The organism is Bacillus sp. NEAU-Y102 (assembly GCF_054788175.1).
The window spans coordinates 61,771-86,513 of sequence record NZ_JBTWFK010000011.1; the positions used below are offsets into that span (position 1 = coordinate 61,771).

The window sequence follows — 24,743 nt, forward strand, 5'->3', positions numbered from 1 at the left end:
CAATATTTGACGCTTTTTTCTAATAAAAAAACTACCTCTTATTTAGAGGCAGCCACTTTCAAGTCTTTTAATGCAACAACATCCGCAAACGCTCCCAATACTGCGTTATGATGTTGCACAATATCTTCAGCACGTAACACTTCTGTATTAAATGTACTATGCGCATCACTCACTAACGTTACTTTATATCCTTCACTACATGCTCTGCGCGTTGTCGTATCTACACAATACTCTGATTGCATTCCCGAAAGAATAACGTGTTCAATTCCTTTCTCTTGTAACACTTCGCTTAAGTTTGTCTTATGGAATGAATCTGGCGTCGTCTTTTCAACAATATTATCTCCTTCTTGCGGAGCGATGGCCGCATGGATTCGCCATCCATCCGTACCTTTTTCTAACGGATGGTCTTTAGGACCGTTATGTTGGATATAAATAACTGGAATATCATTTGAACGACATTCCATAATAAGCTCTTGCAGTGTTTGTAAAAACTTTCCCCCATTATGTACTGGCATTCCAGCTGTATACATACCCGCTTGCACATCAATTACGATTAACGCTTTTTTCATTTCGCACAGCTCCCTTCGTTTATATAAGCCATTGCATATTCATTATAATTGTTTGTATTCCATCATCCAACAATCTTCTAATTTCCCCTCATGCAGCTCATGTTCCTTTAAAATCTTTACTTTTTTAAATCCGCATTTTTCATAACACTTTATCGCTCGTTCATTATTTACTTTCGGATCCATTGCAATTGCTTCTGCTCTCATTTCACCCATAATATATGTAATTGCTGCCTGAACGAGTTTTTGTCCAATTCCTTTTCCCCAATAGGCTGGTTCACCGATAAATTGGTCCATTCCCCATACATTTTGTGATTCTTTATAGCCATATAACGCTTTCCACTCTGAATCAACTGGGTACATTTGTATGTAACCAATCGGAACGGTATCAAATTCTATTAAACATCTTTTTTCATTATTGTTTGGATTATGTATAAAATGATCAAGCACCTTTTCTACAGACTGCGGATTATCTCGTCCTTCGTAATACCGCAGGACTGCTGGGTCCGTTAACCATTTAGAAACGATAGATGCATCATCTTCCATTACGTATCTAATCAATAAACCTTCTTTTTGAAAAAGCATATTATACCTCTATTATTCCTTTATATTTTTTCTTGATGTTATATCTTTCATTGCACCTACTAATGCATATGGTAGTAATGTAATCGAAAAAAATGCTGTAAATACGTTAAATTGCGGGATTGTATAGAGTGTGAACCATTCAGTGAAAAATTGAGAATTTAATATTCTATTAAAAAACTCTCCGCCTGGCCTAAAGTTTGGTGCCCACGCAGTTATTTCACACAAAATAAAGTGAAACTTTAATCAGTGGGGGTTTTGTTCATCCCCCACTGATTATTAGTTGAACCATTCGGGCTTTTACGGGCAGTTGATCCCCCACCTAACTTCTTCGCTTTCGCTGAATTTTGAGGTGGGGGTCTTACTGCCCGTTAATGCGGGATAAACAGTAACTGAACAATAAAAAATGCCCCTAGATAACGAAACCAAGTCCGTTTCCATATAGGTCGTGCATTTTTTAATATATCCCCCATCTAACCCCCTCCTTAAATATCCGTCATATTAATTATACACTTTCCTCACTTTATTTGTTAAAATTTTCTATATAATTAATACTGTTGGGGGGAATACATTATGTCTAATCCTATATTTACATCCACTTTAATCATTCTTAGAGGAAACTCCGCAAGTGGTAAAACAACGATTGCAAAGCAACTACAAGAACATTTCGGACAAGGTACACTTTTAGTATCACAGGATGTTGTGCGTAGAGATATGCTTAGAGTACACGACACAATGGGGAATTTATCACATGATTTACTATTTGAAATTACAAAGTACGGAAAAGGAAAATGTGAATTTGTTATTTTAGAAGGTATATTGAACAGTCGTAGGTATGGTGAGATGTTAAAAGAATTAATTCGTTATTTTGATAAAAATGCATTTACATATTACTTTGATTTATCATTAGAGGAAACTATTAGACGACATAACACAAGGGACAAACGACATGAATTTGGTGAAGATTCCCTACAAAAATGGTATAATCCGCACGATACAATTGAGGTTTCCAGAGAAACTATTTTTACAGATAACTTTACGCAAAAAGATATATTTGATGCGATTCTTAATGATGTTGCGATACAAAAACAAGACTAATATAATATGTTAGTCTTGTTATGTACTTTGTGTTTCCGTTTTTATAATTGAACAATCTTTACATAAATAATAGTATATATTCATTTCCCCAAACTGGAAATCAACTACTGAAATAAGTTCACGTTCCTCGATATCTTGTGTAATTGTAGCAACATACTATTCTTCTCTACTTCTCAATAACCTTCTGTTCTACTTCCTTACCTCATTCTTAATAGTTTTTCTAAACATGATACAATTTTTATGTTTTATTACAGTTTTATTAATAAGTCATTTAAGAATCCTATTATACTTCCACTAAAAAAATAAAAGCCAGCCTCAATAAAGAGAACTGACTTCTATTTAGATCATTATAGTTACTATAAAATTTTTACTTTAACAGTTTTTCTTCCCCAATTCATAGCTTTACTTTTTGACCCCATTAATACATCAATACGATTACCTTTAATTGCGCTTCCAGTATCACCAGCGATAGCTTCTCCATAACCTTCTACCCATACTTTAGATCCTAATGGGATTACTTTCGGGTCAACTGCGATAATTCTCATATTCGGATTTGTCGTTAAATCATGCCCCATCGCAGTTAAAACGCGTCCACCATATGTACCATTTTCACTTGGATCAGCAGTATACGCTGTCGCTACTACCGTTAATTCACGTTTAGCAGACTGTATATTGTTTTTTGATACTTCTTTCGCTCTCTCTTCTTCTTTAGCCTTTGCTATTTCTCTTGCTCTCTCTTCTTCTTTAGCTTTTGCTATTTCTCTTGCTCTCTCTTCTTCTTTAGCTTTTGCTATTTCTTGCGCTTTCTCTTCTTCTTTGGCTTTTGCTATTTCTTTTGCTATTTCTTTTGCTTTCTCTTCTTCTTTAACTCTTGCTATTTCTCTTGCTTTCTCTTCTTCTTTGGCTTTTGCTATTTCTTTTGCTTTCTCTTCTTCTTTAGCTTTTGCTATTTCTTGCACTTTTTCTTCTTCTTTAGCTTTTACTTCTTCTTTAACTTTTGCCTCTTCTTTAGGCTTTACTATTTCTTGCGCTTTCGGTTCTTCTTTAACTTTTACTTCTTCTTTAACTTTTGCCTCTTCTTTAGGCTTTACCATTTCTTGCGCTTTCGGTTCTTCTTTAACTTTTACTTCTTCTTTGACTTTTGCCTCTTCTTTAGGCTTTACTATTTCTTGCGCTTTCGGTTCTTCTTTAACTTTTACTTCTTCTTTAGGCTTTACTATTTCTTGCGCTTTCGGTTCTTCTTTAACTTTTACTTCTTCTTTAGGCTTTACTATTTCTTGTGCTTTCGTTGTTTCTTTCGCTTTTGCTACTTTCTGCGTCTTTACTTCTTTCTTTTCTTTAACTGATTTTTGTACTTTCGCTACTTGCTTCATTTTCTCTTCAGTTTTCTTTTCAGTTGGTGCTGTACTTGATAGGAAAGAAACGTTTGCATAAGCTGTTTTTCCTTTATACTCAAATTGCAGCCATCCGTCTTTTACTTGATGCGTTGATTCAATTACATCATCTTTTTTCAGTCTGCCAAGAATTTCTGATTCTGTGTTTGCTTCGGTACGTACATTTAACAAATTCGCCGTTACATGATACACATCTTTTGTAAACTCCGAACTTACAAACACTTCTTTACCGTTCAATTCAATTTTTGACCAACCATCTTCGGTATTGATGACTTTTAACTCTTGCCCATTCTTTACTTTTTCGACCACTTTTGATTCTGTAGTCGGTTTTTCACGTACGTTAAGTACATCTGCTGTTACGATTGTTTCTGCGGTAGCAGTTGTGGTAAATGCCCCCAATCCAAAAATAGTTGCTGTTGCTGCGCCAATTACTTTTTTCATATTAGCCTCCATTATATTTTTTGAATTTTATCAAATGCCTCTGTAAAATTGTATAATTTTACATAATATCAAAACATTTGCAACAGTATATTAATATTGTTTAATATACTGTTATTAAAACTCCTTACTCCAATACTATCAAATTCTTATTTCTAATTCTATATATTATAAATATCCTTATCTTTTATAAAAGCTTCATGCCCTTCTTCACACTAAATAGTTGTTGCAATTCCCGCCAAAAATAAACTTACGATTGCTAAAATTTTAGTAGCGACTATAGCACCTCTTAAATGAAACTTATAATCTTTATATCCCTTCATTCCTTCTGTACTAGGAATCACAACAAACCTTGGAGTAATCCAGCAAAAAATTAGCCAATCAATTATAAGTAAATCTACTAAATTGAAAATCATTAAAATACCAAAAGTGTGTAAATAAGCATCCATATACATTAATTTTTCATGCTTATGTAATATATATGTAGAAACGAAAGGACAACCGAAAAGAATAGCATTATATACAATATTAAAGTAAATGGTTTGCTTTTTTTCATGAATCGATTTTGGAAAAACTACTTTTTGAATATCTTTCGGATAATCAGTTAATGATAGTCGAGGATTATAATATAAGGACCCTAAAATCATTACGGATAGTACAGTAGACATGATGACACCAACGTACATCATTTGCTCAAATTGATTCATACGCTTCATTCACCCTTTCTGTAATTACTATGTTGATCATTCACTTAATTACACATTGTATGTACGTACATAATCAAAAATTAACAACTAGCTTTAATAGCGAAGCAAACAGATGTAAACGTACTAAAAGCAATTATCGATCCGAATAATATCCCTTCTCGCAAAATTTTACTAAGCGTAGGTTTTACATCGGAGAAAGTTTGTGAGATTGATGGATTACCTGGGGAGATTTTGAGCACATACATATAATTACAGAAAGGCAGTGTTACATATGTAGCACTACCTTTTTCTTTATTGGAATAATCCGCTTCCTTTATTCATTTACTTATAAAGTATTGTCAGTTCTTCTTTATTTTCTGCATTTCCACACTATAAATATTTCACGTCAAGGAGAGATGACTGAAATGAATAATCAAAAAATTGAACTTACTGGTCGTATCGTTACACCTAATGATCCTGATTATAATTCAGCGCGTGAAGAATTCAATACATTCTTCAACAAATTTCCGTTAATCATTGTTTTTGCTCAAAATACGCAGGATGTAGTAAACGCTGTTCGCTGGTCAAGGCTACATAACGTTCCTATACGCATACGCTCTGGACGTCATAATTATGAGGCATTATCCGTCAGTAATGCTGGCCTTGTAATTGATGTAAGTGAAATGAAACAATTAGAAATAGATCACAATAGTGGAACTGTAACTATCGGGACTGGATGGATAAATATTTCTTTAATTGAAACACTTGCAGCTGAAGGGTTAGTTGTGCCGAGTGGTGTTTGTCCTACTCCCGGGATTGCAGGTGTTACTTTAGGTGGCGGACATAGTATTCTCTCTCGTCCGTTTGGATTAACTCTCGATCATTTACTTGAATTAGAAATGGTAGACGCGAATGGTTGTATCATACGCGCTAACGCCAAGTGTAACTCCGATCTCTATTGGGCTTCGCGCGGTGCTGGCGGTGGTAACTTTGGAATATCTACTTCGTTTAAATTGCGAACACATAAAATTAATACGGTAGGATTTGCAGAAATAAGCTGGGGGATATCAGATTTAAAACCCGTATTAACCTCTTGGCAAGAATACACACTACCTTACGCTGATAAACGCCTTACAACTACCCTTTTTATGTCTGCAGGATTAGAGCCATCTTTATTAATGCAAGGTGTATTTCTCGGTTCTGTACAAGAATTGCAGTCGCTACTACAGCCATTATTAGAAGCCGGTTCACCAATGCAAGTAACTATCGAAGAAATACCATGGGCAGAAGCAGCAGCGAAAATAGCTGAGAAGCAACCTGCAACACCTTTACCATTTAAAAGTGTAGGTACATATGTATATGAACTACTATCAGAAGAAGGACTATCCATTATCGATCACTTTATTAATAATCCACCTCCCTTTTCCACTACCTCTGTATTTTTCCACGGATTAGGCGGTGCTGTTGCTGAGGTGCCAAATGAGGCGACTGCTTATTTTTACCGAAAAGCACTATCAAACATGTCAATATTCGCTACTTGGGAGCAACCAGAAGGTGCTGGTGGAAGTATTCGATGGGTTGAAGACTTCCGTTTGGCAATGCTTCCATTTACAAAAGGTGTCTATGTTAATACTCCTGACCTATCCATTAAAAATTGGCCAGATGCATACTTCAGTTGCAACTTTGACCGATTAATGGAAGTAAAAGCGAAATATGATCCGAAAAATGTCTTTAACTTTCCGCAAAGTATTCCGCTTTTTTAAACTATATATTTCACCTAATATATCAAAATATAAAACATCCATTTTTAAATGGGTGTTTTATAAACAAAGTTTACATAATATAATTATTAGTTTCTTCTTTTACTAATATCTATTCAACAATCGAAAGTAAAACTTTCTCAAGCTCTTTTTTTGATAACATACTTTCGTTTATATAGCCATTCTTTTAATTGTACTTCATCCAAAGTTTCGTTCCCCTCTCGTGATCTTTCACACTATATTCGCTCGTTTTTCACAAAAGGTTCATTTTACATGAAAATTTATTTATTACAATAAAAATATAAGGTATATTTTTAAGAAAAGGAGGATTTCAAGAATGAATCAAGAGGATAAAATTTACGCTGAAAAAGTGTTAAAAAATCTATTCATCGGATCACAAGTTGATGGATTACAATTTGGTATTTCTCCAGCCGCTATAAAGATTCATTTCACAAACTTTCACGACTCAGTTGATTATGACGGACAATTATATATCAATATCGAATCCAAATGGTGTTTATTTAATAAACCTCAAAAAAGATACCCATTAAATGAAGATGAATTTGAAGTTTATTCTGAGGAAGAAGAATATGAAAGGATATTTAAGATAAGAAGACAAAAAGTTACCGCTATACGACTCGGCTTAGAAAGCCCTCATTTAATTATTACATTAGAGAGTGGACAAATTATTTTTGTAAATGGTTTTCATGATTATTATGAATGTTGGCAATCTGGTGTTCTATGTGAGCAATGGCTTGTAGTCGCTGTACCTGGGAATGAAATCGCCACTTGGGCTCCCGATGAGTTTATCGATAAATAAACTGTCTTCACGAAGAAGAACCGAAGATATTTTATGAACTACATAACTATTTCTATTAAACTTAAACGAATGACCATTTTACTTTAATAGAACTCACTTTATTAAAATTGAAAGGATGATAATGATGGCATGTGTCCATGATTTTGGAATAATTGACGATTTTACTTCTCAAAAAAATTACGAAGATTATACACCAGAGAAATATCATTGTATTTCTGTTGATGATGATATTATCAGTAGCTTAAATCGAAATTTATCAATTATGAAAACCTACTTTCATACAGTCAAAAATCAGGAATACGGTTTAGCTTATTACGGTATTACAATTATCCCGCCTGAATCATTAGCAATATTCTATGAAACAGTTACATCTTCAAAGTTCTTCAAAAATTCTGATGAGCTGATTGAGTTAGCTTCAAAAATTGAACAAGCTACAGCAGAACAGAAGTACATGATCCATTATGGGGTTTAAATGTAATACAAAAAATGCTTAGGATTTCTCCGAAGCATTTTTTGTATGTTACTAATAAATTTATTCCTTAACCATTTAGTCCATGATTGAGCCTATGGCCCCACCTTTTACAAGTGAGGGCGCCCCTATTAATCTAAATAGGCGTCTCATTTCCAATCTTCCAGCTAAACCATTTCCCATGCCCTTCTGTTTCTCCAACCGTTTCACGATATTCGTTTCCGTTAATATAATAATCAATATGAAGGTCACGATCCCACATGTTGTTATAAAGGTGGAATACATCACGTTTTGCGCCAATTTCTTGTATTTGTTTTTCTAACTTATGTTTTACTTGTTCTGGTATTTGATTTGCAACGTGTGTATGGAAAATACAAATAACAGCTTCTTCACTTATTTGTTCAATAATAGATGATAATAGCTCTACACCGTCTCCTTCTATGAATTGGACAGATTCATTTTTCACTAAAGATGCAGCTTGATCAAACATCTCAAGCCTTTCTTTATGTTCTGGCCAAATTAAAGCACGTAACCATAAATAATCTTCCTCATTATGTAAATCATTCACATGTAAGTCCAGTCCGATTCTTTCTACGACAGATGGGCTTTCTTTTAGAAAATGCGGTACATTCTCCCCTCTTATTTCAGAAGTTACATGCACATTTGAATTTATATTTCCGTACATTTCATCCGTCCCGTACGAATAACTATATTGGTCCCAGAACAGTTGCAACCCAGAACTTGTCCCAATTTCAATTAACGCTAACGGCTTCTTCACTTTGTTAAATATGTAGCAGAAACTTGGGTATAAGTATGCGCACCGTCTTACTTCATTTGTTTGAACGAGTTTCGTTTGTAACAAAGTAATGATTTCTTCTCGGTACTCTTTACAGAAATCTTTAAAATGATTAAAAGCTTTATCTAAATTTGTATCAGCATTTTCAACTAAACTACTATAATACGTTTTTAAATGATGTTCTTTCCCTGCTAGCAATAAATAATGTACTGCACCTAATAGTAAGTTTGGGACTGGTTGACCTACCTGAGCATAGGACGATAGTGTAAGTACTTCCTCATCTTCAGCAATTTTCATTGATAAATATTCATATAAATCACTTGACCCTTTACATTCCTTTATTGAAAAGTTTCGAAATAAGTTTGAAATTTGTTCTTTTGTACACATTAGAGTCCCTCCTTTTTATTTTTCAGAATAATCTTACCATTACAGAAAGAATAATCCCATAAAAAGGTACTCGATTTAGTCACTTAAGGATACGTAAGCTTTTTCGAGATAATTTCAAACTGTAATTTTTTTCTATTTACCACCTTAAAAGAGCTTGTTAAATAAGATTTTTAGCGAATAAAACGTTAAATAGTTTAAAATTATCAGATAACACTAGATATTTTAGTCTATTAATTATTATAATAGAGTATGAGATGGTTATATAATTGAGACAAAAAAGGTATACACCTAGGTGGGGCCTAGGCGGTGTTTCTCTTTTACGGCTTAGACATAGAAAACACCTACACTTTTTTGCCAATATAGGGGATGGAGAGATTATCATGAGCAACATGCAGCAAAAAACAGACGTTATCTTAATTGGTGCAGGAATTATGAGTGCAACGTTAGGCTCATTACTAAAAGAATTAGCACCTGAATGGGAAATTAAAGTTTTTGAAAAACTCGCAAGTGCCGGGGAAGAAAGCTCTAACGAATGGAATAATGCAGGTACAGGGCATTCTGCGCTATGCGAACTGAACTATACTTCCGAAAAATCTGACGGATCTATAGATATTGGTAAGGCTGTAAAAGTGAATGAGCAATTCCAGCTTTCAAGACAATTTTGGGCATATCTTGTAAAAAGCAAATTAATTCGTAATCCACAAGATTTTATTATGCCACTACCTCATATGAGTTTAGTACAAGGGGAAAAAAATGTTGAGTTTCTAAAAAACCGTTTTGAAGCGCTTTCAAAAAATCCACTGTTTCAAGGAATGGAATTTTCCGACGCTCCTGAAACATTAAAAAAATGGCTTCCACTCATTATGGAAGGCCGTACATCTAATGAACCGATGGCGGCAACGAAGATTGACTCTGGAACAGATGTTAACTTCGGTGCATTAACACGTATGTTGTTTGATTACTTAAAAACGAAAAATGTCGAGCTAAACTACAAGCATAGTGTTGAAAATATTAAGCGCACGAAAAATGGTTTGTGGGAAGTGAAAGTACACGATATGAATAGTGGTAAAATTGAGCATCATACTGCTAAATTCGTCTTTATTGGCGGTGGTGGCGGTAGTCTACCTCTACTTCAAAAGACTGGTATCCCTGAATCAAAGCATATCGGTGGATTCCCAGTAAGTGGACTATTTATGGTATGTAAAAACCAAAAAGTTGTAGAGCAACATCATGCGAAAGTATACGGTAAAGCTAAAGTTGGCGCTCCGCCAATGTCTGTACCTCACCTTGATACGAGATATATAGATAATAAAAAAGCTTTATTATTCGGACCATTCGCAGGGTTCTCACCTAAATTCTTAAAAACTGGCTCAAATCTTGACTTAATCGGTTCTGTAAAACCGAATAACGTCTTAACGATGTTAGCTGCTGGTGTAAAAGAAATGGGACTTACAAAATACTTAATTCAGCAAGTTATGTTATCGCACGAAAAACGCATGGAAGAATTACGCGAATTCATTCCGAACGCGAAAAGTGAAGATTGGGATATTGTAGTTGCTGGACAACGTGTACAAGTAATTAAAGATACTGATGCTGGCGGTAAAGGAACACTTCAATTTGGTACAGAAGTAGTAAGTGCAGCTGACGGCTCAATCGCCGCATTACTAGGCGCATCACCAGGTGCTTCTACTGCTGTTCACGTCATGCTTGAAGTATTAGAAAAATGTTTCCCAAGCCGCATGGTAGAATGGGAAGAAAAAATAAAAGAAATGATTCCTTCATATGGCATTTCACTAACTGAAAATCCAAGGTTGTTCCAAGACCTACACACTTCTACAGGTCGTACGCTTGGATTAAATGAAAAAGAAACAGTTCATAACTAATGAAGAAATAAAAAAACGTCCGATATATTCGGACGTTTTTTCGTTACTAGAAATTATATTTATCAATATTCTCTTTCGTAAATACAACCCGCTCTGGCAATACAATAATTCCATTTCCTTCTGCCTCATAATCATAACCTTGGATGGAGTTTGGCTCTACTTTCACTTTTCCGATTCCTTTTACTTCAAAACTATCCCCTACTTTTAACTTCTTCCCTTTTACTACTATTTCATTTGCTACATACGTTGCGAGTGCACCTTGTTGTTTTACATCCCATAATCCAAATTGTTGTACTGTTCCTCGTTTTACGTAATCACGCATAACGTTTGGTGTAGAGAAGCCAGTTACAACAACTTTTTTATCCATTTTCAAGTTTTCAGCTGCTTGTGCCATCGCTGGTAGTGCCGTTGCATCCGGGCAAATGACTGCATTAATATCTGGATACGTTTTTAATATGTTCTCCCCTACTGATAACGATTTTTGCGCATTATTTTCACCGTACTGCGTCGTTACAATTTCCCAGTTCGGATATTTCTTTTTAATAATTTCTTTCGCTTTCGTTACCCATTGGTTTTGATCCGTTACTGTTGGACTAGAATAAAAGAAAGCTACTTTTCCTTTATCTCCAATTTGCTTGGAAGTCATTTCAATTAATAAGTTAGCAAGTTGGTCTGGTGTCCCTTGACTTATATAAAAAGAACGGTCTTTCGGATTCACATCAGAATCCCACGTTAAGACAGTCATTCCTTTTTTCTTAGCACGCTGCAGTGATTGCGATAAACCATCAACTGATGTAGAGGAAACCATAAGTGCATCATAGTTTTGATTAATGAAATTATTTATATACTTTACTTGCCCTGATACACTCGCTTCAGACGGCCCATCATATTTCACTTGTACGCCTAGCTTATCTCCCATCTCCTTTGCTCCTTCACCGCCCGATGTAAAGAAGCCAACTCCAGTTAATTTCGGGATAAATGCAAATTTCACATCATCTGCTTTTTTCTTATCTGCCGTTTGACTGGAACAAGCGATTAAACCAATTAAACAAATACATACGATCAATACAATCCCTAGTTTTCTCTTCATGACATTTCCCCCTTATGCAAATTCCGTCTTTTCCCTGCTAAGAATTGATGTAATTTGAAATGTCTCATAATAACTGAAAGAATAAGGATAATACCTATTACTACATTTGATTGTTCATTTGTTAAACCTGTCATTTGTAGGCCATATTGCATAAGGCCTATAAAAATACTTGCCAGTACTGTACCGAAAATACTACCTTTTCCCCCTGTAATAAGTGTCCCACCTAATACGACTGCTGTAATGATCGGTAATATTGTTTCACTTCCCATATCAGCACGTGCGGAACCGAAATATGCAGTTAAGAAAGCACCCCCTAATCCACCTCCTAACCCAGAAAGTATGTAAGCAATGATTACTACTTTCTTCGTCTGAATCCCGGTGTATTTTGCTGTATTTTCGTTCGCTCCTGTTAATTGTACGTGGCGTCCATATATCGTTCGGTGAAACAAAATCGTGCATACAATTGTTAATGCGATAAGAAGCCATAATAAGTTAGGTATTCCTATAAAACTACCATTTGCTAGTTGTACATAAGCATCAGGTAAACCACTTATCCCTTCATATCCAGAAGCACCCGCCCCTCCTGAAATGACGAGTGCAATTCCTCCATATAAAAACATCGTTCCGAGTGTAACAACTAGTGGTTCTACATCTGTCATTTTTATAATGAATCCATTTAAAGCTCCTGCTAAGCAACTGACTATAAGTGCCATTATTACTGCTAATAAAATATGAATCCCATTCATCCAAAGTACACCAATTAAAATCGAAGTTAGCCCCATAATAGATCCTACAGATACGTCAATTCCTCCTGTTACAATAACGAAAGTCATTGGAATCGCTGCGATTGCTATAAACAGAAAATCATTTGTACTAAAAAGGAGATTACTAATATTTAAAAAATCACGATTTATAAAACTAAAGAGAATGAATTCTATAAGAAGTAATACGATTAGAACACCTTCCCATCTGTAAAAATACTTCATAGATTCATCCTCCTCTCTACTTTCCACTTCTTCATGACACTATCTAGTATGATAATAAGTAATAGTAAAAAACCCGAAATAGCATTATTCCAAAATGCTGGTATTTTTAAAAAGACGAGTGAACTGCTTATTGCTTCTAAAAATAATGCTCCTAATGCGGCTCCAAATATAGAACCGGTTCCTCCTTTTAGATGAATTCCTCCTAGCACAGCAGCTGCGATCACCTGTAGTTCTATTCCTGTACCAGTTTGATTTGGAACGAACCCGATATTCATAACAAATATGCAACCAGCGATTGCCGCACTTATGCCCGATATAATAAACGCATTTATCTTTACTTTATTAACAGGTATCCCAATGAGCCTCGCACCATCTTCATTGTCACCTACCGCATAGAAGTATCTTCCGTATGGTACCTTCCTTAAAAAGAAGTATAGTAGTAATAAAATAATAAGAACACCCCATACAATTATCGGCAGACCAAGTATGACGATAGATGAAAGTTTCTTAAAATTATTTGGAGTATCTTCAATCCACTTCCCGCCTGTGAAGATTAACATTGCACCTCTAACAATTCCTAACATCCCTAATGTCATAATAATGGCTGGTACCCGAAACTTTGCAACTCCAATCCCGTTTATGAAACCGATAATAGCACCAAGCATTATAGCAGCAAGTATCGACAAGACTGCACTATATCCGTTCGTTAATAACATCCCGCAAACTGCCGCGCTTAATCCCATAATTGAGCCAACTGATACGTCTATATTTTTCGTAAATAAAACGAACGATTGGCCAATTGCTAGAACGACTAAAATAACGCTTGATTTCATCATTAACGATAACGAGTTAAACTGAACAAAACTAGGATTTATTATCCCGACCATGGCTATATAAATTAGTAGTAACAGTATGATAGACGTTTCGTGCATTTTATACATGCGTTTCATTCCGTTACACCTCCGTATGCAAGACGTGTAACTTCTTCTACATTTATTTTTTCTTTCTCCAAATGAGAAACAAATTGACCATTTCGCATGACGTATACACGGTTAGCTAATTGGACGATTTCCTCAACATCTGAAGAAATGAATAATATGGCGAGTCCTTCTCTTTTCATTTTTTCTATCGTTTCATACACTTCAAGCCTTGCTTTTGCATCAATTCCGCGAGTTGGTTCATCAAGAATAATGATTTTGGGATTACATGCAAGATATTTCGCAAGCACGACTTTTTGCTGATTACCTCCCGATAAAGATGTAAGTTCTTCATTCATACTTGGTACAACAATTCGGAACTTTTCTATAAACGACTTTACTAAAGCGTTTTCTTTTTCTCGGTTAATAAAAAAGCGATTATTTTGCTGTAAACATGCTGCAGTAATATTTTCTTTGACAGATACAATGGAGAAAATTCCATTCCTCGCCCTATCTTCCGGCACATAAACGAGCCCTTCGCTTAATCTTTTATGCAAAGGACATGTATCAATTAGTTTTCCTTCTAATAAAATAGAGCCTGATTTTATAGCTTCCAATCCAAATATTGCTTCCGCTAATTCCGTTCTACCTGATCCAACAATGCCAGCAATCCCCACAATCTCTCCAGCATGTACAGTGAATGATATATTCTCGAATATGTGACTAGTCACATTCGCTACTTCTAATACTTTTTTCGTTCTTTCTGTCTCTTGAACTATTTCTCTTTTTTCTTCCTGTTTATATCCTTTTGGCAATAGCCCCTCCATCAGCGTGTCATATGTATAGTCACATATATCCCCTTGACTCGCGATTGTTCCATCACGTAATATCGCTACTTTATTGGAGATTTCAAAGATTTCCGGAAAACGATGTGTAATGTATATCATTCCAATTCCTTTTTCTTGCAAACTTTTCATCAGCACAAAAAGACTCTTGATTTCATGAGTTGTTAACGTCGATGTTGGCTCATCTAAAATAAGAATCTCAGCGTCTCGTATTAATCCTCTAATGATTTCTACTAACTGTTGCTGCGCAATGGATAATGATGCTCCTAACTCATAAAGGTCAATATCCCACCCTAGACTGTTAATCAATTGCTGAATCTGTACTCTTAGTTTCTTTTTCTTTTCTTTTAACCCGATACATATATTTTCTTCAATAGTCATATGCGGAAAAATGAGTGGTTCTTGCGGTATTAAATAAATACCTTTTCTATGTGCTTCTGACGGATTTGAAAACTGTTGCTTCATTCCTTTTACATACATCTCTCCATCATCATACGAATATAACCCCGTTAATATTTTCATTAATGTTGATTTCCCGGCGCCATTTCCCCCCACTAAAGCGTATATATCTCCACGCTCTACTTGTAAGTTCACTTCTTTTAATACAAGTTGATTTAAAAACGCCTTACTCATTTTCTTTATTTGTAATAAAGGTACGTTCTCCACATGATGTCACCTGCCTTTATCCAGAACATTTTTTGAGAAAATGATTATTTGTTCTACTTGTTTTGTAGCATTGTATATTCCTTTTTTTATATCTAGAACACTTTTTTCTACGTACAATTAATCGTTTCAACTGGAATAAACAAAATATGTGGCACATATGTTTAAGGAGTGGTCAATTGTTGAAAGGGATGAAGAGTATGACACAGCTGAACTTTGAAGAGAATTTATTAACTAAAGTAGCTTGGTACTATTATAAAGACCAATTAACACAACAGGAAATTGCTTCACTTCTTCACATTTCAAGAAATAAAGTTGTCCGGTTATTAGATAAGGCACGCAGTGAAGGTATCGTTACATTTCACGTAAAAGGAACTGGTTTACACTGTTTAAGTATTGAGCGTGACCTAATGAAAAAATTCCACTTAAAAGATGCTTTCATTATCCCTACTCCAATAGACAATTATCACGCTTCTCTCGGAAAAGCCGCTGCACAATATTTAGAGACTCATCTCCAACAAGGTGATTTACTCGGCATCGGCTGGGGTGAAACAATAAGTAAAATGCTAGAAAACATTCATTTTGAAAGTTCTATTAATCTTTCATTCGTAACGCTAACAGGCGGAGTAAACCACTATCTCCCAAGAAAACAAAACTATTTACACTACATGCAAGGTGATCTTCATATTATTCCTACTCCTTTTCTAGCATCTTCTACTGAAATGGCACAAAGTATTTTATCAGAACCAAGCGTGAAAGATATGCTTCATGTCGCTTCACTTGCACATACGGCAGTTGTCGGTATTGGCGGGTTATCTCAAGACGCTACGATTGTAAAAGAAGAAAAATTAACGCTACGTGAAATGACATATATTCGAAGTCAAAACGGGGCGGGCGATATTTTAGGACAGTTTTATAATACGAATGGTGATTTATTAGAGCTCTCGCATCATAATCGTCTAATTGGCACACCACTTACGATTCTTCGCAGTATGAAGCATGTCATTGGTGTGGCTGGAGGTACTCAAAAGATAGATGCCATTTATGGGGCTTTAAAAGGGAAATTTATTCATACATTAATTACTGATGAAGAAACTGCGCTCTCCTTATTAAGAAAGGAAGGTGATTCTTAATGTCTACTTTATTAGCTTTCGATGCTGGTACAGGAAGCATTCGAGCTGTTCTTTTTGATTTACAAGGCAATCAAATTGCAGTAAGCCAAAAAGAATGGGTTCATAAAACTGATCCTCGTTACCCCGGTTCTATGAATTTTGATGTAAAAGCAAACTGGCAACTCGTACAACAGTGTACGAAAGAAGTTCTACAAAAAAGTAATATACTTCCTTCTTCTATTCAAGCTATTAGCGCTACAAGTATGCGAGAAGGTTTTGTTTTATATGATAAAAATGGGCAAGAAATATGGGCATGTGCAAATGTTGATGGCCGTGCATCCGCTGAAGTTAGTGAGCTAAAAGAAATCCGCTCACATCTTGAAGAAGATTTATACAGAAAATCTGGGCAAACTTTTTCATTAGGTGCTTTACCACGTCTACTTTGGATTAAAAAACATGAACCAGAAATCTATTGTAATATCCACTCCTTTACGATGTTAAACGATTGGATTTTGTATAAATTAAGCGATGTACTGCAAATCGACCCTTCCAACGGTTGTACGTCTGGAATCTTTGATTTACAAAATAGAAATTGGGATAACGATGTCGCTAAAGAGTGTGGTATAACTTTGCCATTTTCACCAAAAGTAAATGAGGCTGGTACAGTAATCGGAAACGTTACAAAAGAGTGTGCAGCATTAACTGGATTACTGGCAGGAATTCCTGTCGTCGCTGGCGGCGGAGATGCTCAAATGGCATCACTCGGAACTGGAGTCGTGAAACCAAATCAAACATTAATATGCGGAGGCAGCTTTTGGCAACAAGAAGTAAATATTACAGAACCAATTACAGATCCATATGCTGCGATTCGTGTAAATTGCCATGTCATTTCGAATCTATGGCAATATGAAACAATCGCTTTTTTCCCTGGTCTTGTTATGCGCTGGTTTCGAGACGCTTTTTGCCAAGAAGAAAAAAAGCTCGCTGAAAAACTCGGTGTAGACGCTTATGAATTGTTAGAAGAACAAGCGAAAGACGTACCTGTCGGTTCATATGGTATTATCCCTACTTTTTCAAACGTTATGAACTACATTTCTTGGCGTCATGCCGCACCTTCATTCTTAAATTTAAGTTTAGACGCTGACAAATGCGGAAAAAAGGAACTGTTCCGTGCTATTGAAGAAAATGCGGCCTTCGTTACACTTGGAAACTTAAAACTAATTGAAAATCTTACTGATACATTCCCTTCTGAAGTTGTTTTTGCTGGCGGTGCCGCTAAAGGGAAACTATGGCCACAAATTCTATCAGACGTACTCGGCATTCCTGTAAAAGTACCAGTTGTGAAAGAAGCAGCTGCTTTAGGAACTGCGATTGCTGCTGGAGTTGGCGCTGGAATATATACATCTATGGAAGAGGCTGCCGAACAATTTTTACAGTGGGAAAATACATTTGAACCAATCACGGAAAATCACGAGCTATACAAGGAATTCTATGAAACATGGAAAACCGTGTATAACAGTCAGCTCACTTTAGCTGATAAAGGACTTACAACACATATGTGGATTGCGCCAGGTGCACTGTAACTCATTTACATAAAGGAGTGAACTGTATGTTAAAAGCGAATGAAAATGATTTCTCCTATCGCTTCGGTGATAACGGGCCCAAATATTTAATACAAGGCCCCAATATTGATCTAGGTCTTGTTGTCATTCAGCCTGGGCAAGAGTTTCAAAATCATTACCATACAACGTGTGAAGAAGTTTTTTATGCGTTAGAAGGCGAAATAGACTTCTATGTAAATAACGAAAGAGTTCCGATTAAACAAGGTGATGTCCTGCAAGTTCGCCCTCATGAATCTCACTATTTAATTAACCATTCTGACAAACCTTTTAAAGCTGTTTTTATAAAGTCACCACATTTACCAAATAAAGATACTGTACAAACGGAAAATCCAACATTAACGAAGGAGTGATTTCAAATGACTTGGGGATTTAAAAATCGATTAAATACAATTTTACCTGATGGTAGAGCGGTTATGTTAGCCATAGATCACGGTTATTTCTTAGGACCAATTCACGGGCTAGAACAACCACTTGAAACAGTAAAAAACTTACTTCCTTATACAGACTCCCTCTTTTTAACGCGCGGTGTACTTAGCTCCTGTATTCCTGAAAACTGCAGTACACCGATGGTTATGCGTGTATCTGGCGGAGCTACTGTCGTTGGTAAAGATTTAGCGAATGAAACAATTGTTACACCTGTAAAAGAAGCAGTGAAGCAAAACGCAATTGGCGTTGGCGTCTCTGTTTTTGTCGGATCAGACTATGAAACACAAACTGTTTCGAATCTCGCAAACGTAGTCTCTGAAGCTCACGATTACGGCCTGCCAGTACTCGGAATTACCGCAGTCGCAAAGGAATTACAAAAACGTGAAGCCCGCTTTCTAGCACTCGCTTCCCGCGTATGTGTTGAAATGGGTGCTGATATTATTAAAACGTATTACTGCGAAGGATTCGAAAAAATAACGAGCACATGCCCTGCCCCAGTCGTCATCGCGGGCGGCCCAAAACTAGATTCAATTGCAGACGCATTAAACATTACGTACAATGCACTGCAAGAAGGCGCCATTGGAGTAGACATGGGACGTAACATATGGCAATCCGAGCACCCAGCTGCGATGATTCAAGCAATACATGGTATTGTGAAGAATAGATTAAATGTGAAAGAGGCGCTTGAACTTTATGATGATGTGAAGAATTAATGTAAAAAGACAGACTATTTATTAGTCTGTCTTTTTTGTTAAAATAAAGTAAAGGAGGAATGATTATGCGAAGAATGACTTTCGAACGCCCTACCGATCATTACGATGAACGCTTATACTCTATTGATGAAAAAATTTGCGCCCTATTAAAAGAACGAAAAGAACTTTCAAGTGGTGACCCAGGTTTTCCACATGATGAAGCGATTTATAAATGGGCAAAGCAATACGAATTTTATCCAGACTATCTAAACTCATTATTCTCTTCCATGATGGATGAAGAAGAATTTAAACCTCGCGTTGAACCAACTGACTTCAAAAAACATGTACCTGTTTTTAAAACTTATGAACATAATGGAGTCATGTATACTGTAACTTTTATTCGGCAATATGCAAATGCTAGTGTAGTTTATTTATATAGCGATTGGGATTCCACGGATGAAGCTTTTATTGAAAATAAGCCTCATAGTTTCTTCCAATTATCAATAGATGATACATACGATTGCTGGTCAGAAGGTGGTGGCGGCACTGATGGACATATGAATCATCAATTCGTTGTATCTCCTGTCCTTCCTGATAATTTGTCTGGAATAAGCTTTCGATTTAAAGAACTCAGTATGCCGTTTAGGAAAGATCAAGCTGTGCTTGAATTTGAAATTCAGATAGACAAATAAGGTGAGACTTTAATCAATCCACAAATAGTAAGATAAATAAGGTAATAAAATAAGCAAGCCCCTTTCCAAACTGGATAAGGGGCTATATATACACCTTCAAACGATTATTCTTGATGATTACTATTAAGCTTTGAAACTTTCTTACCTTCTCTCTAATCAAGACAAGACACTTCAATTAATAAGTCATTAAATACTGTAAAATAAAAACCATAACTACTCCCTCGCATCGAATAAGGTTCCTTGTCTATTTCAATACCGCCGGCTACTAAGCGATTATATGCTTGATCCACTTCACTTGGTGTATCCACTAAAAAACCAATATGAAAAGCTTCCGGATACGTAACTTCCTTATTTCCCTTAAATGCTTTTGGATCACTTAGTACAAGTATAAATCCACTCTCATCACTCATCACTACAAGCGCTTTCCCTTTTTGCTCCAAAAATTGAAAATCAAAAAATGTTTCAAAGATAAGTCTAAATCCGAATCAGGATATGCATCACCTCTTGAGACAGATCCGATCAGCATACATCCATTTACCGTATCCATAGATAAGATTTCAGCTACTATTGTTTGCACTAATTTTTTATGTTGTTCATATGTAATGAATGCAAGTTTTTCTATCATTCCCATCCCCCAGTAATAAAAAAGAGGATACATGTTTGCTTTTACAACATGTATCCTCTGCTTGTATATTACGACTGTTGATAAGCCGATTTAGATGATTTCACATAATAAACCGCATGATCCACATTAATAATATGATCTGGTTTTGGTTTACCACGGCCCGCTCTATGTCCAGCTAAGTGTTCTTCACTTGTTTCCCAGTTTTTCCATGCTTCTTCAGATTCCCAGCGAATCATTACGACAACTTCTTCGTCGCCGCGTCTTACTTTTTTCACGAGAACACTTAAATCGATGAAGCCTTCAAATTTTTCAATAATACCTTCTCCAGTGAAACGTTCTACAACTATATTTGATGTACCTTCTTTTACTGTAAATGTTTTCGTTTCGATAAACATATATCCCACTCCCTCTTTGTAATACGAATACTAGTATACTTCTATTATAATTGATTATGATAATTATTTTCAATTGTAAAGTTTTAATTTTTTGAATTATGCTGATTTCTTTTCTATCGCCTCATCTAAAAATTTGAAATACGGAAGTAACATTCCTATTAAAGAGGTGACACATATAATTGCACCGATGATTACATATAGCGCTCTTACTCCCCACATTTCACTCAATATCCCCCCTACTAACACACCTAACGGCATAGCGGATCGTATGAAAAATAAACGCACTGAAAATATTTGTCCTATCATATTATTAGGCACAGTTTGTTGGCATATTGTTGTGTTATGAACATTAAAAAATGCAATACAAATCCCTGCTATTACTTCAATTATTATTGCAATGATAATACTATGATTGAACCCTAATGAAATGTATGTGAGCCCCCCTATAAACAATCCTCCAAGCATAAGTATACGCCGGCTTTTATATGTTACTTTTCCGACTAATACTGAGCCAATTACGTAGCCAAGTGGAAAACCTGCCATGAAATAGCCGTACTCTGCATATCCCGCTGACAGCTCGTCTTTTATATAAGGAAGATTTGTAACCATCGTTACCCCTACTCCAAACTGCACGAAAGTAAGAAATATACCGAGCCAAACGATGATTGGTTTTGTAAAAAAATATGTAAAACCTTGAAGAAATTGTTCTAGCCACGTTTTTCTTATATCTGTTGTAGTTCTCTTTTCTTTTATATAAAGTAAGAAAGCACCACTAACAAATAGACAAATACATACAAAAGATAATGTAAATTCTGTTCCAATGTAATGAATTACTACTCCACCTAATACTGGCGCAAGAAACATCATAAGGCGAGTCATTCCATCAATGTACGCATTTGCGTCTTGAAGTTGTTCTTGACTTACAATGCTCGGTGTAATCGCCTGACTCGCAGGTGTATAAAGAGGTGTAATAAGTCCCACTACAATTTGAACAACATAAATGTGCCAAACTTCTATACTACCCGAAACTAGCATCATCAAAGGTAATAAGAATACGGACGCTCGTATCCATTGTGAAAAAATCATAATCCACTTCCGGCTCCATTTATCAATAAATGGGCCACTTATTAATTGCAGTATGAGTGATGGGATGAAATATAATAGCCACATACTACTTAAAGCCATTTCCGATCCTGTTAACTCATATACTAGAATTGAATTACATAACGTTCCGAAAGCCCCTCCTAATTCTGAGATTGCACTCCCAATCCACATAAAAAAGAACGAACGATTTTTCAATATATTTTTCAATTTCACACACCAACTTTTCTTTTATATTCCTCCCTTTATGTACATTCTCGTTGCATATTATCTATTTAAAAATGCTTCTAATTCTTTTGCTAACGACTGTACTGCTTTCTTCCTTAATACATACTTTCCGTCATGTATATCAACTAACTTCGCTGCACGTAACAATTTCAAATGATGGTGTACTGTCGATTTACCAAGCTGCAATCTTTCCGTTATTTCCTGTAATGTACGTTCTTTTTCAAACAACATTTTTACAATTCGCAATCTCGCTTCATCCCCAAGAGCCTTATGTTTTTGAACTAAAAAATAATTCGGTTCATACGGATCTTCAGGATGGATACTTTCATTCGCAACTGGGTAATGAAATACTTTCGTATCATCAATATCTGCTTCAATATTCCACGGTCTGTACGTCATTTGCGGAATAAGAAGTACGTGATGAATACTTGGCTCTGGCATATAGTTCACTCCGCCAGTCGCCCACTCTACAAACTCTTCCGGCTTCATCTTTTTATTCATTTCATTTTTTGCTTCATAATCTCGTTTTAATATAGAAAGTACTTCCTCCTCTTTCTTAATTACACTCTCATACCAACCTGTCATAACAGCGATTAAATGAGATTTCAGCACTTGTACATCTACATCACATATAAAGCTAATATAAGTAGAAAAAAACTGATGATCATCTGTTAGTTCCTTTAGTTCGTGTATTGCACATACAACTCCCGTTGCAGCTAAACGTCTTTTCTCTTCATATTTCTCTCCTAAAAACGGTAAACATATAAATTTCAAATCTTCTTCTGAAAGTGAATCAATTTTAAAATTAAACTGCGATAAGTCCTGAAAATCCTCTTCATACAATAACTGAAGCAATGCTTTCCACGTATTATGTTCTTCTACAAACTGTAAGTGTTCTCTCATCTCATTTGTTAATGATTGTCTAATTCCTTCCCATTCACTTTCAGTCTTTTCAAGTGTATCAATTAACCTTTTATGAGTAATTGCTGCAATGCCAAGTGCACATTCGAAAAGTATCGAATATTTCACCTGAACGTTGTATGTTTCCCTCTTTCTACTCGTTATGTGATAGACCTCCATTTTTATCCCCTCCTTGTTTGCTATGTATTAAATTCTATTTTTATCGAATTTTACCTTCTATATTTTTAGAATTTATAAAAATATAAATTAAACCACATTCATTCTAAATTAAGAAGAATAAGAGCTTTTTTATATACAAATAATAAAGCTCAAGGAGTGGTTGACATGTATTTCATATTGAATATGTTAGGGATTTTCGTTGTCATATTAATTGTTTTCTTATGTTCACCTAACAAAAACCATATAAAATGGAGACCAATTGTAATTCTCATCATATTGGAGCTTTTTATTACGTGGTTTATGTTAGGCACGAAGCTCGGCAGTATTATCATTAATAAAATTGCGTCATTTTTCAGTTGGCTACTGGCATGCGCGAACGAAGGTATTCGATTTGCATTTCCTTCCGCTATGGACAGTCCACACATTGATTTCTTCTTTAGTGCATTACTGCCTATCATCTTTGTTATTACTTTTTTCGATATTCTTTCGTATTTCGGAATCTTAACTTGGATTATTGATAAAGTAGGTGCGGTTATTTCAAAGATTTCTCGTTTACCAAAGTTAGAAAGTTTCTTTTCCATTCAAATGATGTTTTTAGGAAACACTGAAGCACTTGCAGTTGTTCGTGATCAATTATCTGTTTTAAAAGAAAATCGTTTGTTGACTTTTGGAATTATGAGTATGAGTAGCGTTAGCGGATCCATTCTTGGCGCTTATTTATCAATGGTACCAGCTACATATATTTTCAGTGCAATCCCTTTAAACTGTATTAATGCATTAATTTTAGCCAATGTATTAAATCCTGTGGAAGTTACGAAAGAAGATGATGTCGTATATACACCTTCAAAGCATGAAAAAAAGGATTTCTTTTCTACTATTTCAAACAGTATGTTAGTTGGAATGAATATGGTTATCGTTATTTTAGCCATGGTAATTGGGTATGTAGCTTTAACAGCATGTTTAAATGGGATTTTAGGCTTTTTTGTAACGGGGTTAACAATTCAAAAAATCTTCTCCATTATCTTTAGTCCTTTTGCATTTTTACTCGGTTTATCCGGCAAAGATGCTATGTATGTAGCTGAATTAATGGGAATAAAAATTACGACGAATGAATTTGTTGCTATGATGGATTTAAAATCAAACTTAAAGTCGCTACAACCGCATACGGTTGCGGTTGCAACAACATTTCTAGCTTCTTTTGCTAACTTTAGTACAGTAGGTATGATTTACGGAACTTACAATTCATTATTTGGCGGGGAAAAATCATCAGTCATCGGTAAAAATGTTTGGAAGCTTCTTGTTAGCGGGATGGCTGTTTCTTTATTAAGCGCTATGCTTGTAGGGCTTTTTGTATGGTAAATGGATATTATACTAACAAAAGACATCTCAA

24 protein-coding genes and 4 pseudogenes are annotated in these 24,743 nt (G+C 35.5%); 12 read left to right on the forward strand and 16 right to left on the reverse strand.

Translation table 11 applies throughout. The annotated features are described in order from the left end of the window. Nucleotides 1-38: 38 nt before the first annotated feature. The 4 genes and pseudogenes from ACYFX0_RS24065 to ACYFX0_RS24080 all read right to left on the reverse strand — a co-directional run. Nucleotides 39-569 (reverse strand): cysteine hydrolase family protein, encoded by a 531-nt coding sequence (locus ACYFX0_RS24065; RefSeq protein WP_017763308.1) that lies wholly within the window; start codon nt 567-569, stop codon nt 39-41. A 42-nt stretch (nt 570-611) separates the two neighbouring features. Continuing rightward, nucleotides 612-1,151 carry a GNAT family N-acetyltransferase gene (locus tag ACYFX0_RS24070; protein ID WP_000898779.1) on the reverse strand — a complete coding sequence of 180 codons (540 nt, stop codon included), beginning with the start codon at nt 1,149-1,151 and terminating at the stop codon, nt 612-614. 12 nt (nt 1,152-1,163) lie between these two features. Continuing rightward, nucleotides 1,164-1,382, reverse strand: a pseudogene (locus ACYFX0_RS24075) (YfzA family protein); the annotation flags it as partial. 155 nt (nt 1,383-1,537) lie between these two features. Then, nucleotides 1,538-1,621: pseudogene (locus tag ACYFX0_RS24080) on the reverse strand (YfzA family protein); the annotation flags it as partial. 100 nt (nt 1,622-1,721) lie between these two features. On the opposite strand from ACYFX0_RS24080, the gene ACYFX0_RS24085 reads away from it, so the two are divergent. Then, nucleotides 1,722-2,246 (forward strand): kinase, encoded by a 525-nt coding sequence (locus tag ACYFX0_RS24085; protein ID WP_000070084.1) that lies wholly within the window; start codon nt 1,722-1,724, stop codon nt 2,244-2,246. A 356-nt stretch (nt 2,247-2,602) separates the two neighbouring features. Here the strand turns inward: ACYFX0_RS24085 and entB are convergent, their stop codons facing one another. Together entB and ACYFX0_RS24095 are read right to left on the reverse strand one after the other, a co-directional pair. Next, nucleotides 2,603-4,081, reverse strand: a complete 1,479-nt coding sequence (gene entB, locus ACYFX0_RS24090; protein WP_460271977.1) for a cell wall-binding protein EntB — start codon at nt 4,079-4,081, stop codon at nt 2,603-2,605. A 212-nt stretch (nt 4,082-4,293) separates the two neighbouring features. Next, complete coding sequence (locus tag ACYFX0_RS24095) at nt 4,294-4,785, reverse strand: hypothetical protein (protein ID WP_001071246.1); 492 nt, start codon at nt 4,783-4,785, stop codon at nt 4,294-4,296. Between the two features lie 84 nt (nt 4,786-4,869). Here ACYFX0_RS24095 and ACYFX0_RS24100 point away from each other — a divergent pair. The 4 genes and pseudogenes from ACYFX0_RS24100 to ACYFX0_RS24115 all read left to right on the forward strand — a co-directional run. Continuing rightward, nucleotides 4,870-5,034: pseudogene (locus ACYFX0_RS24100) on the forward strand (GNAT family N-acetyltransferase); the annotation flags it as partial. Between the two features lie 155 nt (nt 5,035-5,189). Continuing rightward, on the forward strand, nt 5,190-6,527 hold the full coding sequence (locus ACYFX0_RS24105; RefSeq protein ID WP_106081972.1) for an FAD-binding oxidoreductase: 1,338 nt from the start codon (nt 5,190-5,192) through the stop codon (nt 6,525-6,527). A gap of 334 nt (nt 6,528-6,861) precedes the next feature. After that, the gene (locus ACYFX0_RS24110; protein WP_097826165.1) at nt 6,862-7,344 is read left to right on the forward strand and encodes a hypothetical protein; all 483 of its coding nucleotides are present in this window, start codon (nt 6,862-6,864) and stop codon (nt 7,342-7,344) included. A gap of 121 nt (nt 7,345-7,465) precedes the next feature. Further along, nucleotides 7,466-7,816, forward strand: coding sequence for a hypothetical protein (locus ACYFX0_RS24115; RefSeq protein WP_025117865.1), 351 nt, complete (start codon nt 7,466-7,468; stop codon nt 7,814-7,816). A 133-nt stretch (nt 7,817-7,949) separates the two neighbouring features. On the opposite strand, the gene ACYFX0_RS24120 is transcribed toward ACYFX0_RS24115, so the two are convergent. Next, nucleotides 7,950-8,996 carry a DUF2332 domain-containing protein gene (locus tag ACYFX0_RS24120; RefSeq protein ID WP_042598033.1) on the reverse strand — a complete coding sequence of 349 codons (1,047 nt, stop codon included), beginning with the start codon at nt 8,994-8,996 and terminating at the stop codon, nt 7,950-7,952. Between the two features lie 380 nt (nt 8,997-9,376). Here ACYFX0_RS24120 and ACYFX0_RS24125 point away from each other — a divergent pair, with 380 nt between their 5' ends. Further along, nucleotides 9,377-10,879 (forward strand): malate:quinone oxidoreductase, encoded by a 1,503-nt coding sequence (locus tag ACYFX0_RS24125; protein WP_000069147.1) that lies wholly within the window; start codon nt 9,377-9,379, stop codon nt 10,877-10,879. Between the two features lie 46 nt (nt 10,880-10,925). Here the strand turns inward: ACYFX0_RS24125 and lsrB are convergent, their stop codons facing one another. The 4 genes from lsrB to ACYFX0_RS24145 are packed head-to-tail and all read right to left on the reverse strand — an operon-like array spanning nt 10,926 to nt 15,383. Beyond that, the gene (gene lsrB / locus ACYFX0_RS24130) at nt 10,926-11,969 is read right to left on the reverse strand and encodes an autoinducer 2 ABC transporter substrate-binding protein LsrB (protein WP_000823653.1); all 1,044 of its coding nucleotides are present in this window, start codon (nt 11,967-11,969) and stop codon (nt 10,926-10,928) included. Continuing rightward, nucleotides 11,966-12,955 (reverse strand): ABC transporter permease, encoded by a 990-nt coding sequence (locus ACYFX0_RS24135; RefSeq protein ID WP_000873534.1) that lies wholly within the window; start codon nt 12,953-12,955, stop codon nt 11,966-11,968. Before ACYFX0_RS24135 ends, lsrB begins: the two co-directional genes overlap by 4 nt. Continuing rightward, on the reverse strand, nt 12,952-13,905 hold the full coding sequence (locus ACYFX0_RS24140; RefSeq protein ID WP_000827677.1) for an ABC transporter permease subunit: 954 nt from the start codon (nt 13,903-13,905) through the stop codon (nt 12,952-12,954). Before ACYFX0_RS24140 ends, ACYFX0_RS24135 begins: the two co-directional genes overlap by 4 nt. After that, nucleotides 13,902-15,383 carry a sugar ABC transporter ATP-binding protein gene (locus ACYFX0_RS24145; protein ID WP_106081971.1) on the reverse strand — a complete coding sequence of 494 codons (1,482 nt, stop codon included), beginning with the start codon at nt 15,381-15,383 and terminating at the stop codon, nt 13,902-13,904. Before ACYFX0_RS24145 ends, ACYFX0_RS24140 begins: the two co-directional genes overlap by 4 nt. Before the next feature lie 179 nt (nt 15,384-15,562). Here ACYFX0_RS24145 and ACYFX0_RS24150 point away from each other — a divergent pair, with 179 nt between their 5' ends. The 5 genes from ACYFX0_RS24150 (at nt 15,563) to ACYFX0_RS24170 (ending at nt 19,924) form a co-directional block, all read left to right on the forward strand. Then, entirely contained in the window at nt 15,563-16,513 is a 951-nt protein-coding gene (locus ACYFX0_RS24150) for a sugar-binding transcriptional regulator (RefSeq protein ID WP_000677766.1), read from the forward strand. After that, complete coding sequence (gene lsrK, locus ACYFX0_RS24155; protein WP_000105712.1) at nt 16,513-18,075, forward strand: autoinducer-2 kinase; 1,563 nt, start codon at nt 16,513-16,515, stop codon at nt 18,073-18,075. Before ACYFX0_RS24150 ends, lsrK begins: the two co-directional genes overlap by 1 nt. Nucleotides 18,076-18,101: 26 nt before the next feature. Further along, nucleotides 18,102-18,464 carry a cupin domain-containing protein gene (locus tag ACYFX0_RS24160; RefSeq protein WP_000909986.1) on the forward strand — a complete coding sequence of 121 codons (363 nt, stop codon included), beginning with the start codon at nt 18,102-18,104 and terminating at the stop codon, nt 18,462-18,464. Nucleotides 18,465-18,470: 6 nt separating this feature from the next. After that, nucleotides 18,471-19,253 carry a 3-hydroxy-5-phosphonooxypentane-2,4-dione thiolase gene (lsrF, locus tag ACYFX0_RS24165; protein ID WP_098424619.1) on the forward strand — a complete coding sequence of 261 codons (783 nt, stop codon included), beginning with the start codon at nt 18,471-18,473 and terminating at the stop codon, nt 19,251-19,253. A 65-nt stretch (nt 19,254-19,318) separates the two neighbouring features. Beyond that, nucleotides 19,319-19,924, forward strand: coding sequence for a hypothetical protein (locus ACYFX0_RS24170; protein ID WP_142326401.1), 606 nt, complete (start codon nt 19,319-19,321; stop codon nt 19,922-19,924). A 152-nt stretch (nt 19,925-20,076) separates the two neighbouring features. Here the strand turns inward: ACYFX0_RS24170 and ACYFX0_RS24175 are convergent, their stop codons facing one another. The 5 genes and pseudogenes from ACYFX0_RS24175 to ACYFX0_RS24195 form a co-directional block, all read right to left on the reverse strand. Next, nucleotides 20,077-20,394: a VOC family protein gene (locus ACYFX0_RS24175; protein WP_106081969.1), complete on the reverse strand. Its 318-nt coding sequence runs from the start codon at nt 20,392-20,394 to the stop codon at nt 20,077-20,079. 2 nt (nt 20,395-20,396) lie between these two features. Next, nucleotides 20,397-20,549 (reverse strand): annotated as a pseudogene (locus ACYFX0_RS24180) (nucleotidyltransferase); the annotation flags it as partial. Between the two features lie 68 nt (nt 20,550-20,617). Next, nucleotides 20,618-20,944 (reverse strand): heme-degrading monooxygenase HmoA, encoded by a 327-nt coding sequence (gene hmoA, locus ACYFX0_RS24185; RefSeq protein ID WP_000469498.1) that lies wholly within the window; start codon nt 20,942-20,944, stop codon nt 20,618-20,620. A gap of 96 nt (nt 20,945-21,040) precedes the next feature. Beyond that, nucleotides 21,041-22,261: an MFS transporter gene (locus tag ACYFX0_RS24190; RefSeq protein WP_000769169.1), complete on the reverse strand. Its 1,221-nt coding sequence runs from the start codon at nt 22,259-22,261 to the stop codon at nt 21,041-21,043. Between the two features lie 51 nt (nt 22,262-22,312). Further along, a complete protein-coding gene (locus ACYFX0_RS24195; protein ID WP_106081967.1) occupies nt 22,313-23,353 on the reverse strand; it encodes an ArsR/SmtB family transcription factor in 1,041 nt (346 codons plus the stop codon). Between the two features lie 165 nt (nt 23,354-23,518). On the opposite strand from ACYFX0_RS24195, the gene ACYFX0_RS24200 reads away from it, so the two are divergent. Beyond that, nucleotides 23,519-24,712, forward strand: coding sequence for a NupC/NupG family nucleoside CNT transporter (locus ACYFX0_RS24200; protein ID WP_106081966.1), 1,194 nt, complete (start codon nt 23,519-23,521; stop codon nt 24,710-24,712). The last annotated feature ends 31 nt before the right edge of the window (nt 24,713-24,743 follow it).

Coding starts and splice junctions, on each gene's coding strand:
- hmoA (WP_000469498.1), bottom strand. CDS start 20,944: ATGTTTATCGAAACGAAAACATTTACAGTAAAAGAAGGTACATCAAAT.
- ACYFX0_RS24065 (WP_017763308.1), bottom strand. CDS start 569: ATGAAAAAAGCGTTAATCGTAATTGATGTGCAAGCGGGTATGTATACA.
- ACYFX0_RS24200 (WP_106081966.1), top strand. CDS start 23,519: ATGTATTTCATATTGAATATGTTAGGGATTTTCGTTGTCATATTAATT.
- entB (WP_460271977.1), bottom strand. CDS start 4,081: ATGAAAAAAGTAATTGGCGCAGCAACAGCAACTATTTTTGGATTGGGG.
- lsrK (WP_000105712.1), top strand. CDS start 16,513: ATGTCTACTTTATTAGCTTTCGATGCTGGTACAGGAAGCATTCGAGCT.
- ACYFX0_RS24110 (WP_097826165.1), top strand. CDS start 6,862: ATGAATCAAGAGGATAAAATTTACGCTGAAAAAGTGTTAAAAAATCTA.
- ACYFX0_RS24085 (WP_000070084.1), top strand. CDS start 1,722: ATGTCTAATCCTATATTTACATCCACTTTAATCATTCTTAGAGGAAAC.
- ACYFX0_RS24195 (WP_106081967.1), bottom strand. CDS start 23,353: ATGGAGGTCTATCACATAACGAGTAGAAAGAGGGAAACATACAACGTT.
- ACYFX0_RS24105 (WP_106081972.1), top strand. CDS start 5,190: ATGAATAATCAAAAAATTGAACTTACTGGTCGTATCGTTACACCTAAT.
- ACYFX0_RS24160 (WP_000909986.1), top strand. CDS start 18,102: ATGTTAAAAGCGAATGAAAATGATTTCTCCTATCGCTTCGGTGATAAC.
- ACYFX0_RS24140 (WP_000827677.1), bottom strand. CDS start 13,905: ATGAAACGCATGTATAAAATGCACGAAACGTCTATCATACTGTTACTA.
- ACYFX0_RS24070 (WP_000898779.1), bottom strand. CDS start 1,151: ATGCTTTTTCAAAAAGAAGGTTTATTGATTAGATACGTAATGGAAGAT.
- ACYFX0_RS24170 (WP_142326401.1), top strand. CDS start 19,319: ATGCGAAGAATGACTTTCGAACGCCCTACCGATCATTACGATGAACGC.
- ACYFX0_RS24120 (WP_042598033.1), bottom strand. CDS start 8,996: ATGTGTACAAAAGAACAAATTTCAAACTTATTTCGAAACTTTTCAATA.
- lsrF (WP_098424619.1), top strand. CDS start 18,471: ATGACTTGGGGATTTAAAAATCGATTAAATACAATTTTACCTGATGGT.
- ACYFX0_RS24095 (WP_001071246.1), bottom strand. CDS start 4,785: ATGAATCAATTTGAGCAAATGATGTACGTTGGTGTCATCATGTCTACT.
- ACYFX0_RS24125 (WP_000069147.1), top strand. CDS start 9,377: ATGAGCAACATGCAGCAAAAAACAGACGTTATCTTAATTGGTGCAGGA.
- lsrB (WP_000823653.1), bottom strand. CDS start 11,969: ATGAAGAGAAAACTAGGGATTGTATTGATCGTATGTATTTGTTTAATT.
- ACYFX0_RS24135 (WP_000873534.1), bottom strand. CDS start 12,955: ATGAAGTATTTTTACAGATGGGAAGGTGTTCTAATCGTATTACTTCTT.
- ACYFX0_RS24115 (WP_025117865.1), top strand. CDS start 7,466: ATGATGGCATGTGTCCATGATTTTGGAATAATTGACGATTTTACTTCT.